The 17,590-nt window shown below is 67.0% G+C and carries 12 protein-coding genes; 3 read left to right on the top strand and 9 right to left on the bottom strand.

The genetic code is table 11. From position 1 onward, the window contains the following. Positions 1–20: 20 nt before the first annotated feature. The gene (locus NLI89_RS16995; protein ID WP_254688119.1) at positions 21–920 is read right to left on the bottom strand and encodes an SMP-30/gluconolactonase/LRE family protein; all 900 of its coding nucleotides are present in this window, start codon (positions 918–920) and stop codon (positions 21–23) included. A gap of 91 nt (positions 921–1,011) precedes the next feature. On the opposite strand from NLI89_RS16995, the gene NLI89_RS16990 reads away from it, so the two are divergent. Then, entirely contained in the window at positions 1,012–2,655 is a 1,644-nt protein-coding gene (locus NLI89_RS16990) for a thiamine pyrophosphate-binding protein (RefSeq protein ID WP_254688118.1), read from the top strand. Positions 2,656–2,955: 300 nt separating this feature from the next. On the opposite strand, the gene alaS is transcribed toward NLI89_RS16990, so the two are convergent. Together alaS and NLI89_RS16980 are read right to left on the bottom strand one after the other, a co-directional pair. Continuing rightward, positions 2,956–5,610, bottom strand: coding sequence for an alanine--tRNA ligase (alaS, locus tag NLI89_RS16985; RefSeq protein WP_254688117.1), 2,655 nt, complete (start codon positions 5,608–5,610; stop codon positions 2,956–2,958). A 317-nt stretch (positions 5,611–5,927) separates the two neighbouring features. Continuing rightward, positions 5,928–7,208 carry a M24 family metallopeptidase gene (locus NLI89_RS16980; RefSeq protein WP_254688116.1) on the bottom strand — a complete coding sequence of 427 codons (1,281 nt, stop codon included), beginning with the start codon at positions 7,206–7,208 and terminating at the stop codon, positions 5,928–5,930. 71 nt (positions 7,209–7,279) lie between these two features. On the opposite strand from NLI89_RS16980, the gene NLI89_RS16975 reads away from it, so the two are divergent. Then, on the top strand, positions 7,280–8,617 hold the full coding sequence (locus NLI89_RS16975) for a dicarboxylate/amino acid:cation symporter (RefSeq protein ID WP_254688115.1): 1,338 nt from the start codon (positions 7,280–7,282) through the stop codon (positions 8,615–8,617). Positions 8,618–8,844: 227 nt separating this feature from the next. Here NLI89_RS16975 and NLI89_RS16970 read toward each other — a convergent pair whose 3' ends face one another. The 6 genes from NLI89_RS16970 to NLI89_RS16945 all read right to left on the bottom strand — a co-directional run bounded on the left by NLI89_RS16970 (position 8,845) and on the right by NLI89_RS16945 (position 16,653). Then, the gene (locus NLI89_RS16970; protein WP_254688114.1) at positions 8,845–9,480 is read right to left on the bottom strand and encodes a glutathione S-transferase family protein; all 636 of its coding nucleotides are present in this window, start codon (positions 9,478–9,480) and stop codon (positions 8,845–8,847) included. Positions 9,481–9,496: 16 nt separating this feature from the next. Next, positions 9,497–10,333, bottom strand: coding sequence for a class I SAM-dependent methyltransferase (locus NLI89_RS16965; RefSeq protein WP_254688113.1), 837 nt, complete (start codon positions 10,331–10,333; stop codon positions 9,497–9,499). 559 nt (positions 10,334–10,892) lie between these two features. Next, a complete protein-coding gene (recA, locus tag NLI89_RS16960; RefSeq protein ID WP_132739051.1) occupies positions 10,893–11,966 on the bottom strand; it encodes a recombinase RecA in 1,074 nt (357 codons plus the stop codon). A 455-nt stretch (positions 11,967–12,421) separates the two neighbouring features. Beyond that, a complete protein-coding gene (locus tag NLI89_RS16955) occupies positions 12,422–13,384 on the bottom strand; it encodes a 4-(cytidine 5'-diphospho)-2-C-methyl-D-erythritol kinase (RefSeq protein WP_254688112.1) in 963 nt (320 codons plus the stop codon). Positions 13,385–13,577: 193 nt separating this feature from the next. Further along, complete coding sequence (locus NLI89_RS16950) at positions 13,578–14,963, bottom strand: tetratricopeptide repeat protein (RefSeq protein WP_254688111.1); 1,386 nt, start codon at positions 14,961–14,963, stop codon at positions 13,578–13,580. A gap of 28 nt (positions 14,964–14,991) precedes the next feature. Beyond that, positions 14,992–16,653, bottom strand: a complete 1,662-nt coding sequence (locus tag NLI89_RS16945; protein WP_254688110.1) for an electron transfer flavoprotein-ubiquinone oxidoreductase — start codon at positions 16,651–16,653, stop codon at positions 14,992–14,994. Positions 16,654–16,807: 154 nt separating this feature from the next. On the opposite strand from NLI89_RS16945, the gene NLI89_RS16940 reads away from it, so the two are divergent. After that, complete coding sequence (locus NLI89_RS16940) at positions 16,808–17,578, top strand: uracil-DNA glycosylase (RefSeq protein ID WP_254688109.1); 771 nt, start codon at positions 16,808–16,810, stop codon at positions 17,576–17,578. Positions 17,579–17,590 lie beyond the last annotated feature (12 nt).

The raw sequence follows: 17,590 nt of genomic DNA, 5'->3' as shown, positions 1-17,590 counted from the left end.
CGGGGGAGGATACAGTAGCTTCAATACACCAGCTTCAAGCCGGGGCGCTTCCACCGCGTCTTCACCAGCCGGCCGTTGCCGGAACAGGTTATGTACGCGTCCATGCCGTCCGCGCCGCCCCAGCAGATGTTGGTGGTGAACACGTCGTCGGTCGCGACGAACTCGACCAGCGCTCCGGCGGGCGAGATCACGCTGATCCCGCACTCGCCAATCGTCGCGACGCAGATGTTGCCGCTGGCCTCGACGCCGAGCGAATCGAAGAATTTGTAGCCGGCGGGGCGGTAGAGCGGCGTGCCCGCGGCGCTGGCGACCTTGCCGGGCGCGACGATGTCGAACGCCATCAGGCGGCAGGTGTAGGTTTCCGCCGCATACAGCGTGTTGCCGTCTGGCGAGAGGCCGATGCCGTTGGGGTTTTCGCTCGGGAAGATCACTTCTTCGAGCTGGGTCCCGTCGGCTTTCGCGTAGAAGATGCCGGTGATGTCGCGTTCGCGGTCGCGCGATTTGCCGTGGTCGGTGAACCAGAAGCCGCCGTGCGAATCGAACACGATGTCGTTGGGGCCGCGCAGCGCGCAGCCGAAATCGCCGTCCTTGTAGAGGGTCTCGACCGCGCCGGTGGCGATGTCGATCCGCTCGATACGGCCGCCTGAATAGTCGTCCGGCTGGCCGTGGGGGGTGAGGAAGCCGTTCGTCTCGCGCCATGCGAAGCCGCCATTGTTGCAGCAATACAGCTTGCCGTCGGGGCCGAGCGCGAGGCCGTTGGGGCCGCCGCCGGGTGCGGCGACCGTCGACCTAGTACCGTCGGCGGCGATCCGGGTGATCCGGCCGGCGGCGATCTCGACGAGGATGACGCTGCCGTCGGGCATCGCGACGGGACCTTCGGGAAAGCGCAGGCCGTCGGCGACGGTGGTGAAGTCTGTCATGATCCTCTCCGGGCGAGTCGGGTTGGTCCCGGCTTCGACGCCAGCGTAACCGTTTCTCGACTTCGCGCACAACGGACGGCAGGATGCACCGATGATCACACCACGCACCGGCGGCCGTATCCTGGTCGACCAACTCGTCGCACAGGGCTGCGACCGGATCTTCACCGTGCCTGGGGAGAGCTTCCTCGCCGTGCTCGATGCGTTGCACGATACGCCAGCGATCGATCTTGTGGTGTGTCGGCAGGAGGGCGGCGTCGGGTTCATGGCGTGCGCGGACGGGGCGCTGACGCACCGGCCGGGGGTGGCGTTCGTGACCCGCGGGCCGGGCGCGACCAATGCGTCGATCGGGGTTCACGTCGCGATGCAGGATTCTCAGCCGATGATCCTGTTCGTGGGCGATATCGACCGCGGCACGCGCGACCGCGAGGCGTTCCAGGAGATCGATTTTCAGGCGATGTTTGCCCCCATCGCGAAATGGGCAGCGCGGATCGACGATGCGCGGCGGATACCGGAATATGTCGCGCGCGCCTATGCGACGGCGATGTCGGGGCGGCCGGGGCCGGTGGTGCTGGCGTTGCCTGAGGACATGTTGCTGGATGTGGTCGAGGCGGTCGATCGGCCGCGCGTCGAGCGGGTGGCGCAGGCTTGCGATGCCGATACGATGGATTTGCTGGCGGATCTGCTGACGACTGCGGAGCGGCCGGTGGCGATCGTCGGGGGCGCGGGCTGGGATGTCGCGGCGTCGGGGGCGTTCTCGACCTGGGCGGATCGCAACGGCGTGCCGGTAGCGGCGGCGTTTCGGCGGCAGGATGCGATTCCGAACGACTGTCCGGTTTGGGCGGGAAACCTGGGATACGGGCCCAATCCGAAGCTGGTCGAGCGGGTGAAGGCGGCGGATTTGTTGCTCGTCGTGGGCCCTCGGATGGGAGAGGCGACGACCGACGGCTATGCGCTGGTCACGCCCGATCATCCGGGGCAGCGACTGATCCATGTGCATCCCGATCCGGACGAACTGCACCGGGCGTACCGCGCGGATGTCGCGGTGTGCGCGGGGATGGCGGAGTTTGCGGAGGCGCTGCTGTTGGTCGACCTGCCGCCGCGGACTGCTGGGCAAGAGGCGCATGCGGAGTGGCTGGCTTGGTCGACGCCTAGCCCGCGCGATCTGGTCATGGACCTTGGGCCCTGCGTGGCGGCGATGCGCGAGCGGCTGCCGGCGGACGCGATCATCTGCAACGGCGCGGGGAATTACTCGGGCTGGTGGCATCGGTACTGGGCGTATGCCGGGCCGGGGACTCAGCTTGCGCCGACTGCCGGGGCGATGGGATATGGTGTGCCGGCGGCGGTCGCGGCGTCGTTGCGGCATGCCGAGCGGACGGTCGTGGCGCTGGCGGGGGACGGGTGTTTCCTGATGAACGGGCAGGAACTGGCGACGGCGGTTGCACATGATGCGGACATGCTGGTGGTGGTCGTCGACAATGGTGGGTACGGGACTATTCGCATGCACCAAGAGCGGGAGTATCCGGGGCGGGTTTCGGGGACCGGGTTGCGGAACCCGGACTTTGCCGCGCTGGGGCGGGCTTATGGCTGCTGGGCCGAGACTGTTTCCCGGACCGAGGATTTTGCGGGAGCGTTGGACCGTGCGATGTCGCGCAGCGGGGTGCGGGTGTTGCATCTGGTGACGGATATCGAGGCGATTACGGCGGGGACTACGCTGGCGAAGGTGCGTGGGGGCTGAGCTCCAGCACCGATGCCACCCGATGAGATGCCACCCGATCAGAAACACCACCCCGGCGAAGGCCGGGGCCCAAATTGGGGGACGATGGTAACTGAGCGCGGTCTTTCGTTACCTCGGACGTGCCAATTGGGCCCCGGCCTTCGCCGGGGTGGAGGTAGTTGTAGCGGGTGACTTCATTAGCGCAGCCTGTTCCCCCGCGAAGGCGGGGGTCCAGGAGCCAAGGCAGCTGACGGTATTTAGCTGGGCCCCCGCGTCCGCGGGGGAACACTGCTCGGGGTTGGCGTGAGACGGCGGCGAGTTTCAGGCGCCCGCCGCCTCCAGCGCCGCCCGCACCGCGGCAACCGCCTCCGCGGCCTTGTCACCTTCAGGTCCACCGCCCTGCGCCATGTCGGGACGGCCGCCGCCGCCCTGCCCGCCGAGCGTCGCCACCGCGATCTTGAGCAGGTCGACCGCGTTGTGGCTCGCTACAAGGTCCGCCGTGACGCCGACCGCGACCGAGGCGCGGCCGTCGTTGATCGCGACCATCACCGCGATACCCGAGCCGAGCCGCTGCTTGGCCTCGTCGACCGCGCCGCGCAGGCCCTTGGCTTCGAAGTCGTTCAGTACCTGGCCGATGAAGGCGACGCCGCCGACCTGCTCCGGGCCAGCCGCTTCGCCCGAACCACCGCCGCCGAGCGCAAGCGCCTTCTTCGCGTCGGCGAGTTCGCGTTCGAGGCGGCGGCGGTCTTCGAGCAGCGACGCGACGCGGGCCGGGACCTCGTCGGGGGTCGACTTCAACACCGCCGCAGCCTCGCGGAGGCGGTCGTCGCGGCTGGTCAGATATGCGCGCGCCGCTTCGCCGGTGAGCGCTTCGACACGGCGGATGCCGCTGGAGACCGCGCCTTCGCCGACGACTTTGAACAGGCCGATATCGCCGAGCGCGGTGACGTGCGTGCCGCCGCAGAGTTCGATCGAATAGGTCTTGCCGTCGTCCTGCGCACCCATCGACACGACGCGCACCTCGTCGCCGTATTTCTCGCCGAACAGCGCCATCGCGCCCATCGCGATCGCGTCGTCGGGGGTCATCAGCAGCGTCGTCACCGCGCCGTTGCCGCGGACCTGCGCGTTCACGTCGGCCTCGACCTGCGCGATGTCGGCGGGGGTCATCGCGACCGGCTGCGAGAAGTCGAAGCGCAGGCGGTCGGGCGCAACAAGGCTCCCCTTCTGCGCGACGTGCGTGCCGAGGCGTTCGCGGAGAGCCTCGTGGAGCAGGTGCGTCGCCGAGTGGTTGGCGCGGATCTGCGCGCGGCGCGCGACGTCGATCTGGAGCTTGACCGGATCCCCGACCTTGATCTCGCCGGCGTCGACGATTGCGTGATGGACGAACACGCGGCCGAGCTGCTTCGAGGTCTCGGTCACGTTAGCGCGCAGGCCGGTATCGTTGGAGATATGGCCCGCATCGCCGACCTGGCCGCCACTCTCGGCGTAGAACGGCGTCTGGTTGACGACGATCGCGACCGTATCACCGGTCGTGACGTGGTCTACGCGCGCGCCGTCCTTGACCAGTGCAACAACCTCGCCCTCGCCCGTATCGGACGCGTAGCCGAGGAACTCCGTACCGCCGGTCTGCTCGACGATATCGAACCAGATGTCGTCGGAGGCCTTCGCGCCCGAGCCCTTCCAGGCGGCGCGGGCGGCGCGCTTCTGCTCCGCCATCGCGGTGTCGAAGCCTGCGCGATCGACCGCGATGTGGCGTTCGCGCAGTGCGTCCTCGGTCAGGTCGTACGGGAAGCCGTAGGTGTCGTAGAGCTTGAACGCGACGTCGCCGGCGAGCGTGCCGTCGGTCATCCCGGTGGTCGCTTCGTCGAGCAGCTTCAGCCCCTTGTCGAGCGTCTGGCGGAAGCGCGTCTCCTCCTGCTGCAACGTCGCCTCGATCAGCGGGCGCGCGCGCGACAGTTCGGGATAGGCGGCGCCCATTTCGGTGACGAGCGCAGGGACCAGCCGGTGCATCAGCGGCTGCTTCGCGCCGAGGATGTGCGCGTGGCGCATCGCGCGGCGCATGATCCGGCGCAGGACGTAGCCGCGGCCCTCGCTCGCGGGCAGCACGCCGTCCGCGATCAGGAAGCCGGCGGTGCGCAGGTGATCGGCGATCACGCGGTGGCTGGCGGTGTTGGCACCGTCGGTCGCGGTATGCGTCAGCGCGCCCGATGCCGCGATCAGCGCCTTGAACGTGTCGGTGTCGTAATTGTCGGTGACGCCCTGCATGACTGCGGCGATACGCTCGAGCCCCATGCCGGTGTCGATCGACGGTTTCGGCAGGTTGCCGACGATCTCGGCATTTTCCTGCTCATATTGCATGAACACGAGGTTCCAGATCTCGACGAAGCGATCGCCGTCCTCGTCTGGGCTGCCGGGAGGGCCACCGGGGATGTGGTCGCCGTGGTCGTAGAAGATCTCCGAGCACGGCCCGCACGGCCCGTTGTCGCCCATCGACCAGAAATTGTCCTTGGTCGGGATGCGGATGATACGGTGATCGGGGAGGCCGGCGATCTTCTTCCAGAGATCGAACGCCTCGTCGTCGGTGTGGTAGACCGTTGCCGTCAATTTATCGGGCGACAGGCCCCATTCGCGCGTGAGCAGCGTCCAGGCGTGGACGATCGCCTGTTCCTTGAAATAATCGCCGAACGAGAAATTGCCGAGCATTTCGAAGAAGGTGTGGTGGCGTGCGGTGTAGCCGACATTGTCGAGATCATTGTGCTTGCCGCCGGCGCGGACGCATTTCTGCGACGAGGTCGCGGTGGTGTAGGGGCGCGATTCGAGGCCGGTGAAGACGTTCTTGAACGGCACCATGCCGGCGTTGACGAACATCAGCGTCGGGTCGTTCTGCGGCACGAGCGGTGCGCTGGGCACGATCTGGTGTCCCTGCGATCCGAAATAGTCGAGGAAGCCGCGGCGGATGTCGTTCGTCGATGTCATGCGCGGGGACTTAGGCGAGCGGGGCGGTTCGCTCAAGTGAGGTGTGTGAGGGGTGTGGTTGAGACATATCCCGTTGAACCGAGGCAGCATGTTTCCCCGCGAAGGCGGGGATCCAGTCTGGCCTCCCGCCTTCGCGGGAGAACAAGGAAGCGGGGGCTGCGCTTCGCTACGAGCCATCACCAAACCAACGATACCACCCCGGCGGAGGCCGGGGCCCATTTGGGGGACGGCGATAACGAAGCGCCACCTTCCATTATTCCCACCTTTCCAACTGGGCCCCGGCCTCCGCCGGGGTGGTGTTGAATGTGGTAAGCTCCCTACCCCAACGGCGCGTCGATCGACTTGGGCGGTTCGCTGAACCATGTCGGGCCGGCCGCGGTCATGTGAAAACAGTCCTCGATCCGCACGCCGTATCTGCCGGGAATGTAGATCCCCGGTTCGTCGGAGAAGCACATCCCCGCCGCCAGCTTCGTCGTCTCGCCACGAACGAGGTTGACGGGTTCGTGGCCATCCATGCCGATGCCGTGGCCGGTGCGGTGCGACAGGCCGGGGAGCTTGTACCCCGGCCCGTAGCCGAGCGTATCGTAATAGCGGCGGACCGCATCGTCGACGCTTCCCGCAGGTGCGCCGATCTTTGCGGCGGCGAACGCGATCTGTTGCCCGCGGGCGACCTGGTCCCACGTCTTGCGCTGGTCGGCGGTTGCCGCACCGTGGACCCAGGTGCGCGAGATGTCGGACTGATAGCCCTGCACGGTGCAGCCGCAGTCCATCAGCACGACCTGCCCCTCGGCGACGCGGTGGATCTCGCGGCTGCCGTGCGGATAGGCGGACGCTTCGCCGATCAGCGCCAGCGCGAATTCGGGGGCGCCGCCGAGCTTGCGGGTTGCGGCGTTCATCAGCGCGCCGATCTCCGGGCCGGTCATGCCCTTCTCGACCCGCGCGTACGTCCAGCGATAGGCGGCGAGCGTGACCTCGGTCGCGGCCTGCATCAGCGCGATCTCGGCGGGGGTCTTGATCATCCGGCAGGCGCGGACGACGGGGTCGGCGGACACGATCTTCGCATCCGGCAACACGCGCGCGAGCCCTGCATAGGCGAAATACCGCACCTCCGCCTCCAGCCCGATCGGCCGCGCGGCGAGCTTCCGGTCGCGCAGGAACCCGGCGGCAACCGCGAGCGGGTTCTCGTCTTCCTGCCAGACGCGCACCTCGGCGGGGACGGCGAGCGTCTCTCGCACCGACGGCTCCTCGAAGAACGGCGTGACGATGCACGGCTCGCCCTCGACCGGGAGGATCGCCAGCGTCAGCCGCTCGCTCGTGTGCCAGCGGACGCCGGTGAAGTAGATCATCGACGATCCCGGCTCGATCAGCACTGCGCCGACGCCCGCCGCCTTCATCAGCGATTGCGCACGGACCAGCCTCGCGGCGCGTTCGGCGGCATCGATCGGCCTGGTCGTGCCGGTTATGTCGGACAGCGCCGACAGATCGGGTTCGGCCGCGCGGAGGATCGCGGTGGTCGACAGCAACGGCGCTGCGATCGCGAGGCTCAGCAGGTCGCGGCGCGAGGGGCTGAAGACGGATTTACGGGGTGTGGTCGACATCGCCGAACGATAGGGTCCTTGACCCGGGCGCCGCAATCCCCTTCCCTGTCCGCACTTCTCGGGAGCGATTAATGGCCAAGCGGCTAACCTATTACATCTTGTTCGGCCTCGTCGCGGGGATGGTCGTCGGCTGGATCCTGAACGCGTCGATCGACAACGGCACGCCCGAGTCCGCCGCGCAGTTGAAGGACATCGCCGGCTATTTCTCGATCGTGACGTCGCTGTTCCTGCGGCTGATCAAGATGATCATCGCGCCGCTGGTCTTCTCGACGCTGGTCGTGGGCATCGCGCATATGGGCGACACCGGCGCGCTCGGACGGGTCGGATTGCGCAGCCTCGGCTGGTTCATCTGCGCGAGCCTGTTGTCGCTGACGCTGGGCATGATCCTGGTCAACGTGTTGCAGCCGGGCGTCGGCCTCGAACTCGCGATCCCGCCCGCGACCGCGTCGAGCGGGGTCGATGCCGCGGCGTTCGACCTCGCCAAGTTCATCTCGCATATCGTGCCCGATTCGATGATCGCGGCGATGGCGAGCAACGAAATCCTGCAGATCGTCGTGTTCTCGGTGTTCGTCGGCGTCGCGATCACTGCGGTCGGCGAGAAGGCCGCGCCGCTGGTCAAGGCGATCGAGGCGCTCGTCGCGGTCATGCTCCAGATCACCAATTACGTGATGCGGTTCGCGCCGTTCGCGGTGTTCGCAGCGGTGACGGCAACGCTTGCCGAGCGGGGGCCGACCATCCTCGGCCAGCTCGGCTATTTCATGCTGAGCTTCTATATCGGGCTCGCGTTGCTGTGGCTGATGCTGATCGGGATCGCGTTCGTGCTGATCGGGCCGCGGACGCGGTTGCTGGTGCGGTATATCCGCGATCCGTTGATCCTCGCGTTCTCGGCGGCTTCGTCGGAGGCGGCGTACCCGCGGACGCTGGAGGCGCTCGATCGGTTCGGCGTGCCGCCGCGGATCGCGAGCTTCGTGCTGCCGCTGGGCTATTCGTTCAATCTCGACGGATCGATGATGTACATGACGTTCGCGTCGCTGTTCATCGCGCAGGCGTATGGCATCCACATGCCGATCGGACAGCAGATCGCGATGCTGCTGGTGCTGATGGTCACGTCGAAGGGAATTGCCGGCGTGCCGCGCGCGTCGCTGGTGGTGATCGCGGGGACGCTGTCGATGTTCAAGATCCCGGAGGCGGGGATCTTGTTGATCCTGGCGGTGGATCATTTCCTCGACATGGGGCGGTCGGCCACGAACGTGATCGGCAATGCGGTGGCGGCGACCGTGGTGGCGAAATGGGAGGGCGGGCTCGACGAGCGCGAGCCGGCGGATCGTGATTTCCCACATGCACCGACGGGGCATGGGCCGAAGGTGAATGTGGACAGCTATGAGAAGATCGGACCGGGGCAGGTTTGAGTTTGGACGGCGAAGTTGAACCGATGACGTCTCAAGGATGCCCTTCCACGCTGGCGGACCACTGAACAAATACCACCCCGGCGAAGGCCGGGGTCCAGTTGGGCGACGCTGATGGTGACCGCCGCGCCTCGTTACTCCAACCTTTCCAACTGGGCCCCGGCCTTCGCCGGGGTGGCGTTTAGGGAGGGTCGCGCTATCAGCCTCGACGCGGTCCCTGATCTGCAGCCTCAGGCGTAGGCGTAGGGCCCGCCTTTCTTGAGGCCCGCCTGATACGCTGGCCGCGCGTGGACCTTGGCTAGCCACGCGATCGTCGCGGGGCGGGACTCGTCGAGACCGCCGCGGCTGCGCGCGGCTTCGAGCGGGAAGCTCATCATGATGTCGGCGGCGGTCATCTGGTCGCCGGCGAACCAGGGGCGCTGCGACAGTTCGGATTCGACATAGTCGAGATGGACGTCGATCATCGGCTGGATCTTCTTGACCGCGACCTTGCCCATGATCGGGATGCGCGCGAGGACGAGCTTCAGTAGCAGCGGCGGCATCATCGAGCCCTCCGCATAATGGAGCCAGAAGCGGTAGCGGAGTGCGTCGGCGCGGTTGGCGGGAGCACCGAGCTTGCCGTCGGCCTTGTCGACCAGATACTCGACGATTGCGCCGGTTTCGGCGACGACCTGGCCACCCTGAACATCGGCATCCTCGATCACGGGCGACTTGCCGAGCGGGTGGACCCGCTTGAGTTCGGGCGGGGCGAGCATGGTCTGCTTGTTCCGCTCGTAGCGCTTGATCTGGTAGGGGAGGCCGAGTTCCTCGAGCATCCACAGGATACGCTGCGATCGCGAGTTTTCGAGGTGGTGGACGATGATCATGCTGAACCCCCTGGTTTTAGTTGGCTGATTTGCGCGCGGTCCAGATCCAGGCGACCGCGGGAAATTCCACCGTATCGCCGTCGCTGTGACGTGCGCAGATGTCTGTGAGACGCGCGATGTGGCGCTCGCGTTCCTCGGGGGCGGCGTCGCGGATGGCGGAGGCGGCGGGACCTATGCGGCGGAAATAGTCGACGGCATCGGCTACTGGATCGGCGCCCTCGCCTGCTCGGTAGGCGAAATTCAGGCGCTGGGGCGGGGCGGCATTCCAGCCTGCGGTTGCGAGGATTTCGGCGACATAGGTCGGATCGGCGAACGCGAAGGGGCCGGGTGCGGTGCTGGCAGGGGCGTCGGGATCGCCGCCGGTCGCGGCGACGGTTTCGGTGGCCCAGACATTGGCGGCGCGTTCGGCGAAGCACGAGAAGACGAGCGACGCGTCGGGGGCGGCCGCTTCGGCGAGTATGGCGAAGGCGGCGGTGGGATCGGCGAAGAACATGACGCCGTGGCGCGAGACGTAGAGGTGTGTCGGGGCGTGGTTCGGGGCGGCGACGGCGATGTCGGCGCATTCGAAGCGGGCGTTGGACTGGGTTTCGGCGCGGTGTCTGGCGATCTCGATCAGGGTCGGGGAGAGATCTATGCCGGTTACGGTCGCGCCGGGGAGGGCTTGGGCGGTGGCGAGCGAGGTTGCGCCGGCGCCGCAGCCTATGTCGATGATCATGCTAGTTTCGGGCGAGGTGGCGGCCAGGATCGCTGCGTTCAGGTGCGGGGTCAGGTTGGTGAAGCTGCGGTCGGTTCGGCGCCATTCTTCGGCCCAGACGTCGCCTATTCTGCCGGTCCAGTCGTAGGCGGTGGTCATGGGTTGGGGTGCCTCATGGTCGGATCAGGGGGCCGCGGTTTCGAGTGAAGTATAGGAAGTATAGACGCTCGCGTGGGTTTGGCGCTTAGGTATTTGGAGGATTTCGCCGAGGCCGTTGCGCTGATTTTCGCGGACGTCTGCGTCTCCTTGTTTCCCCGCGAAGGCGGGGATCCAGACTGGGCTCCCGCCTTCGCGGGAGAACAAGGGGGCGGGGGGTGTTGATCGTTAGGAGCAATCACCCCGGCGGAGGCCGGGGTTCAGTTGGGGTATGATCGTAACGAAAGATCGCGCTTCGTTATTGCCACCTTTCCAATTGGGCCCCGGCCTTCGCCGGGGTGGAGTGTTGGGGTGGTGCGGTGCGGTGCGATCCAATGCCGATGTAGGTGCTACCCAATGCTGGTGTCGGTACAAAGCCGATGCCGATGCCGATGCCGACGATGGTGCAAAGCCAATCCCGTTGCCGCCACGCCACCCCGCACCATCAGCCGCGTGCCCTCACCCTCCCATTGCGAGGGCAATGGGCCCCTCCCTCTCCCCTTAGGGAGAGGGAAGAGGAGCCTTATACGTCGTCTTCGGCGTCGGGGCCGGCCATCATTTCCTCGGCGACCTTGTCGGTGCGGGCGCGGATCTGCTTTTCGAGGCGGTCGGCGGTTTCGGGGTTGTCCTTGAGGAACGTCTTCGAGTTCTCGCGGCCCTGGCCGAGGCGGACGCTGTCGTAGCTGAACCATGCGCCCGACTTCTCGACGAGCCCCGCCTTCACGCCGAGATCGAGGATCTCGCCGAGCTTGGAGACGCCCTGCCCGTACATGATGTCGAACTCGACCTGCTTGAACGGCGGGGCGACCTTGTTCTTGACGACTTTCACGCGGGTCTGGTTGCCGGTCACCTCCTCGCCGGCCTTGATCGCGCCGATGCGGCGGATGTCGAGGCGGACCGAGGCGTAGAACTTCAGCGCGTTGCCGCCCGTCGTCGTCTCGGGGTTGCCGTACATGACGCCGATCTTCATGCGGAGCTGGTTGATGAAGATCACCATGCAGCGCGAGCGACTGATCGAGCCGGTGAGCTTGCGCAAGCTCTGCGACATGAGACGCGCCTGGAGGCCGACATGGCTGTCGCCCATCTCGCCTTCGATTTCGGCGCGCGGCACGAGGGCTGCGACCGAGTCGACCACGAGCACGTCGATCGCGTTCGAGCGGACCAGCGTGTCGACGATCTCGAGCGCCTGCTCGCCGGTGTCGGGCTGCGAGACGATCAGCTCGTCGATGTTGACGCCGAGCTTCTTGGCGTAGACCGGGTCGAGCGCGTGCTCGGCATCGACGAACGCCGCGGTGCCGCCGCCCTTCTGCGCTTCGGCGATGACGTGGAGCGCGAGCGTGGTCTTGCCCGAGCTTTCTGGCCCGTAAATCTCGATCACGCGGCCGCGCGGCAGGCCGCCGACGCCGAGCGCGATGTCGAGCCCGAGCGAGCCGGTCGAGATGACCTCGACCTGCATGGTTTCCTTGGAGCCCAGGCGCATTGCCGAGCCCTTGCCGAACGCGCGGTCGATCTGCGCGAGCGCGGCGTCGAGCGCCTTCTGGCGGTCGTTGGTTGCGGTTGCCATGCCGGTGTCGATCACTTTCAGATTAGCGGCCATTGATAAGCTCCCATCGCTAAAGCAAGCGCGCATGCCATTCAACGCGTCAAACCGATGTATTCTATTTGTTCTGGTGGAACAAGTGGAGAACGGTGGGTTTGCGTGGAAAGATTGGTTTGTCTGGTGCCAGCCGCGGTCGAGTGCCCCTGCCCCCTTCTGCCGTCATGCCGGGCTCGTTCCGGCTTCTACCGGCCCGCATGCTCAGAGACCGCGGATTTGCGGCACGGTGGATCCCGGAACAGGCCCGGGATGACGAGTTGGCTGGGCAGAGTTTGGTCGAGAACGGATCGGGTTACTCGCGCTTGGGCTTGGCGGTGGTCGGCCCATCAGCGGCCTTGAGATGGCGAATTGCGGGCGGTTTCATTCATGGCTCTGCGTCCTGACTTTCGTCAGGATGACGGAGGTGGTGTGATCGCGTGACCGCGCAATCGCGTCATCGCTGGTGGCACTTTTCGTTAGGCCATGGTCGTTGCGAGGGTCCACCAGCGGCGGGCTCGCGCGGCGGTGGCGGCGGCGTCTCGGGCCTGGGGGGTTTCGAACAGGGCGAAGCAGGTGGCGCCGGAGCCGGACATTCTGGACAGGAGGACGCCGCGCGCAGCGTCGAGGAGCGCGCGAACCTGCGCGATCTCGGGGGCCAGCGCCAGCGCGGGGGGTTCGAGGTCGTTGCGGCCGGCTATGGCGCGGTCGAGGAGAGTGCCTTCGGGGATCGGGCCCCGGTCCTGGCCGTCCCAGGTCTTGAACACGGCGGCAGTGGAGACGGCGACGCCCGGGTTTACGAGGAGCAGTGGCGTGCCGGACAGGCCTTCGAGGTCGGTAAGCGTGTCGCCTTTGCCGGTGCCGAGCGTGGTGCGGTTGGCGAGGCAGGCGGGGACGTCTGCGCCCAGCTTCGCGGCGATTTCGTGGAGGCGGGGGTCGGTTTTTGGGACCTGGTGGAGGCGGGCCAGCGCGCGGAGGGTGGCGGCGGCGTCGGCGGAGCCTCCGCCTATGCCTGAGGCGATCGGCAGGTGCTTTTCGAGGGTTATCGCGTGGTGGGCGTTGGGGGTGAAGGCGGCCGTGAAGGCGTCGGCTGCGGCGGTTACCAGGTTGCCGGTCCAGGGGGCGGTGCCTCGGGTGGCGTTGGCCGAGCGGGGTGCTTCGTCATTGGCCGTTCCCAATTGGGCCCCGGCCTTCGCCGGGGGGGTGTCGGGGGCCGAGGTGGTGTCGGGGGATGGGGCCGTGTCGGGGGGCGGCAGGAGTGCTGCTGCGAAGGGGCCGGTTATGGTGAAAGTATTAGCCTCGGCGGCTTCTACCGTGATCATGTCGCCGTCGGTGGCGAAGGCGAAGAGGGTTTCGAGGTCGTGATAGCCGTCGGGGCGGCGACGGCGGACGTGGAGCGCGAGATTGATCTTGGCGGGGGCGGGTTCGGTGATGGCGGGCATTGGTGGTCTCGGGGTTTGGTTTCGGGTCGGTCGTTTTCCGGGGCTTAGCCAACATGTGCCCGTCATCCCAGCGCACGCTGGGATCTCATCGTGAGGCGAGCGTTGCGTGCCTCGTGGGATACCCCAGCTTTCGCTGGGGTGACGGTTTTTTGGGTCGTACGGGCCCCTTCCCTCTTCCGGTGGGAAAGAGCGATCAGCGGCGGGCGTTAATGGGGAGGCCGTTGGCGATCTTGGCGGTCAGGCGTGCGGTTTCGCTGGGTTCGGCGGTCAGGAGCGCGGCGCGCCAGGCGTAGCGCGCTTCGTATTGGCGGCCGACCGTCCAATAGGCGTCGCCGAGATGATCGCCGATCTCGGTGTTGGCGGGTTCGCCCTGTGCGGCGCGTTCGAGCAATGGGAGCGCGCGCGCCGTGTCGCCCGACAGATGATACGCCCAGCCCAGCGAGTCGGTGATCGAGGCGTTGGTCGGGTCGAGGCGGCTGGCGCGTTCCAAAAGCTTTATCGAGGCGGGGATGTCGTCGCCGTGCTCGACCTGCGCGAAGCCGAGATAGTTGAGCGCCAACGGTTGCGCGGGGCCGCGGGCGACGGCTTTTTCGAGCGCATCGCGCGCTTCGGGCCAGCGGCCGGCCTGGTCGAGCGCGCCGCCATATTGCAGCCACGCGCCCCAGCTTCCGCCGGTCTTGGCATCGGCGTCGAGGATGCGACGGTACCAGGTCGCGGCTTCGGCGGCGTTGCCGGTGGTCAGGAGCAGGTCGGCATAGCGTTGCCAGTCGGCAGCGTCCGCGCCCGACTGGTCGACGCGGTTCTTGGCGGCGGCGAGCGCTTCGCCGTCGCGGTCGGCATTGGCGAGGATGTCGATCCGTTCGGCGGCCGCGGCCACCGCGAACGGGCTCTTCGGCCCCACCTGATCGAGAACGACGAGCGCGCGATCGACCAGTGCGTTGCGGGCCAGCGCATGGGCAAGGAGGATGCGGGCGCGATCATAACCGGGATCGGCGCGCAGCGATGCCTGAGCCAGCGCGATCGACAGCGGCGAGGGTTCGCCGAGCGCGAGGTCGCTGGCGAGGTGCGCGAGCAGGCGCGAGACGCCGATCGCGAGCGGCTGCCGAGCGGGCGCCTTGGCGATCAGGTCGCGGGTTTCGGTGGCGAAGCGGTTGGCGACCGGGTCCTTCGCGGCGGTGGCGAGCGCGGGGCCGGGATCGCGGCCTTCGGCGTGCGCGACCCAGGCGTAGAGCGAGGGCGCGAGCACCACCAGCGGCCCGGTGGCAAGCGTGCCGATCGCGGCGTCGGCAGCCCTGGTATCGTTCGCGTGGGCGGCATCGGCGAGTGGCAGAAGCGCGGCGTCGGCGGGCGCCACGCCGGCTTTGTTCAGCACGGCGACGGCGCGGGTGGCGAGCGGCATGTCGCCGGCCTCCAGCGCCTCGCGGTAGGCGCGGATCGCGACGACGGGATCGTCGGGCGATGCCGCCAGCACCTGCGCGTAGCTGGCGGCGGCGAGGTCCGGCCTGCCCGCGGCGTCGGCGGCGCGGGCCTTGAGATAGGCGGAGAGATCACCCATCCCCGCCGTGGCGGGAGCCGCCACGGCGAGACCTAGAACGAGAAACAGACGCTTACATGTTGGGATAATTGGGGCCTCCGCCGCCCTCGGGTACGACCCAGTTGATGTTCTGGGTGGGGTCCTTGATGTCGCAGGTCTTGCAGTGGACGCAGTTCTGCGCGTTGATGACGAACTTCGGGTCGCCGGTTTCCTCGCCGACCACCTCGTAAACGCCGGCCGGGCAATAGCGTTGCGCGGGCTCGTCGTACATCGGCAGGTTGTAGGCAATCGGCACCGCCGGGTCCTTGAGCGTCAGGTGGACCGGCTGGTCCTCCTCGTGGTTGGTGTTCGAGATGAACACCGACGAGAGGCGGTCGAACGTCAGCACGCCATCGGCCTTCGGATAGGCGATCGGCTTGACGAGGTCCTTGCGCCACAGGCTCTCATGGTCGGGATGGTGGTGCATCGTGAAGGGGACCTTGATCCCCAGATGCTCGAGCCACATCGTGATACCGGCGAGCCCCGAGCCGACCAGGTCGCCGAACTTCTTGACCAGCGGCACGACGTTGCGGACGACCGACAGCTCCTTCTTCACCCACGACCGCTCGAACGCCTCGGGATAGGCGGCGAGTTCGTCATGGCCGCGCTGCGAGACGATCGCCTCGACCGCGGCCTCGGCGGCCATCATGCCGGACTTCATCGCGGTATGCGTACCCTTGATCCGCGGCACGTTGAGGAAACCGGCGCTGTCGCCGATCAGCGCTGCGCCGGGCATGACCAGCTTGGGGATCGACTGCAAACCGCCGTCGCTGATCGCGCGCGCGCCGTAGCTGACGCGCTTGGCGCCCTTCAGCAGCGCGGCGATCTCGGGATGCGTCTTCCAGCGCTGCATCTCGTGGAACGGCGAGAGATGCGGGTTGGTGTAGTTCAGCCACGTGACGAAGCCGATCGAGACCTGGCCGCTCGCCTGGTGGTAGATCCAGCCGCCGCCGTTCGAGCCTTCGGTTTCGGACAGCGGCCAGCCCTGCGTATGGATCACGCGACCGGGGACGTGGAGTTCGGGATCGATGTCCCAGAGTTCCTTGATGCCGAGGCCGTAGACCTGCGGATCGCTGTCCTTGTCGAGCGCGAACTTGCCGATCAGTTGCTTGGTCAGGTGCCCGCGGCAACCCTCGGAGAAGAAGGTGTACTTGGCGTGGAGTTCGAGCCCCGGCGTATAGTCGCCCTTGTGCGTGCCGTCGCGCGCGACGCCCATGTCGCCGGTCGCGACGCCCATCACCGATCCGTCGTCGTTGAACAGGATCTCGGCGGCGGCGAACCCCGGGAAGATCTCGACGCCGAGTTCCTCCGCTTTGCCCGCCAGCCAGCGGCAGAGGTTGCCGAGCGAGCCCGTGTACGTGCCCTTGTTATGCAGGAACGAGGGTGTGACGAAGTGCGGCATCTCGCTCTTCTTCGTCTTGCTCAGGATCCAGTGATGGTTCTCGGTGACCGGAACCTCGGCGAGCGGGCAGCCGTCCTCGCGCCAGTTCGGCAGGAGTTCGTCGAGCGACTTCGGGTCGATGACCGCGCCGGAGAGGATGTGCGCGCCGACTTCGGAGCCCTTTTCGAGCACGCAGACGCTGATCTCGGCGTCCTTCTCGGCCGCCAGTTGTTTGAGACGGATCGCTGCCGAGAGCCCCGCCGGACCTGCGCCGACGATCACAACGTCATAGGGCATCGATTCACGTGTCGTCATCATCGTCTCCCGGGGGATGTCCCCTTATTGCCCAGCTTCATGGCCAAGCGCTTGATGCCCCACCCTTCGTTCGGGCTCGGGCCGGCACCATCTTGTCCAATATGGCGATTGCGCGAGTTGACCGCCACGTCAACCGTGCAGCATAGGTTACCCTGTGGGGGCGGATCAAACCATCGATTGGCGAAACGCCGCGGCGAGTGCGCTCGACTGGTGGCACGAGGCCGGCGTCGACACGCTGGTCGACGACGTTCCGCGCGACTGGTTCGCGGCGCCTGAGCCGCTTGTCGCGCCCGCCGCGGCACCGGTTGCGCCGGTTGCCGCACCGTCCGCGATGCCGCTTTCGCTCGCCGATTTTCTCAACTGGCGAAGCGGTGCGGAGGTTCCCGAGGCGGACTGGAGCGGGGTTTCGCTGGCGGCTTCGGGCCCGGCTGACGCTACGGTCATGGTGCTTGTCGATTGTCCCGACCGCGATGACGGAGATGCAGGCGCGTTGTTGAGTGGCGCGTCGGGACGGTTGCTCGACAAGATGCTCGCGGCGATCGGGCTCACGCGCGACGAGGTGCACCTCGCCGCGGTCTGTGCGAAGCGGCCGACGGCGGGGCGGATCCAGAGCGAGGTCGAGGCGCGCCTCTCTGAAATCGCCAAGCATCACATCGGCCTGGTCGCGCCTAAGCGGTTGCTGCTACTTGGCAATGCGGCGAGCCGTGCGATCCTCGGGACGGAATTACAGGCGGCGCGCGGGCGTTTACATGGGTTTAACCATAAGACCGCACAAACGGGGGTCGGTGACGCGTCGCATATGACGAGCGTGGTCGCGAGCTTTCATCCGCGGTTTCTGATCGAGAAGCCAGCGGCCAAGGCCGAGGCCTGGAAGGATTTGCAGATGCTGATGCGCGAACAGATATCGCAAGAGGGCGTGAGATGATTCGGACCCGAT

Origin of the sequence: Sphingomonas faeni (genome assembly GCF_024273235.1) — a bacterium.
GTDB classification, from domain to species: Bacteria; Pseudomonadota; Alphaproteobacteria; order Sphingomonadales; family Sphingomonadaceae; genus Sphingomonas; species Sphingomonas faeni_A.
This window is presented reverse-complemented; position numbering and strand designations above follow the sequence as displayed.

Bases quoted from the DNA above. Each gene is read 5' to 3' on its own strand.
- NLI89_RS16945 (WP_254688110.1), bottom strand. From the start codon at position 16,653: ATGACGACACGTGAATCGATGCCCTATGACGTTGTGATCGTCGGCGCA.
- recA (WP_132739051.1), bottom strand. From the start codon at position 11,966: ATGGCCGCTAATCTGAAAGTGATCGACACCGGCATGGCAACCGCAACC.
- NLI89_RS16965 (WP_254688113.1), bottom strand. From the start codon at position 10,333: ATGACCACCGCCTACGACTGGACCGGCAGAATAGGCGACGTCTGGGCC.
- NLI89_RS16995 (WP_254688119.1), bottom strand. From the start codon at position 920: ATGACAGACTTCACCACCGTCGCCGACGGCCTGCGCTTTCCCGAAGGT.
- NLI89_RS16990 (WP_254688118.1), top strand. From the start codon at position 1,012: ATGATCACACCACGCACCGGCGGCCGTATCCTGGTCGACCAACTCGTC.
- NLI89_RS16955 (WP_254688112.1), bottom strand. From the start codon at position 13,384: ATGCCCGCCATCACCGAACCCGCCCCCGCCAAGATCAATCTCGCGCTC.
- NLI89_RS16970 (WP_254688114.1), bottom strand. From the start codon at position 9,480: ATGATCATCGTCCACCACCTCGAAAACTCGCGATCGCAGCGTATCCTG.
- NLI89_RS16975 (WP_254688115.1), top strand. From the start codon at position 7,280: ATGGCCAAGCGGCTAACCTATTACATCTTGTTCGGCCTCGTCGCGGGG.
- alaS (WP_254688117.1), bottom strand. From the start codon at position 5,610: ATGACATCGACGAACGACATCCGCCGCGGCTTCCTCGACTATTTCGGA.
- NLI89_RS16980 (WP_254688116.1), bottom strand. From the start codon at position 7,208: ATGTCGACCACACCCCGTAAATCCGTCTTCAGCCCCTCGCGCCGCGAC.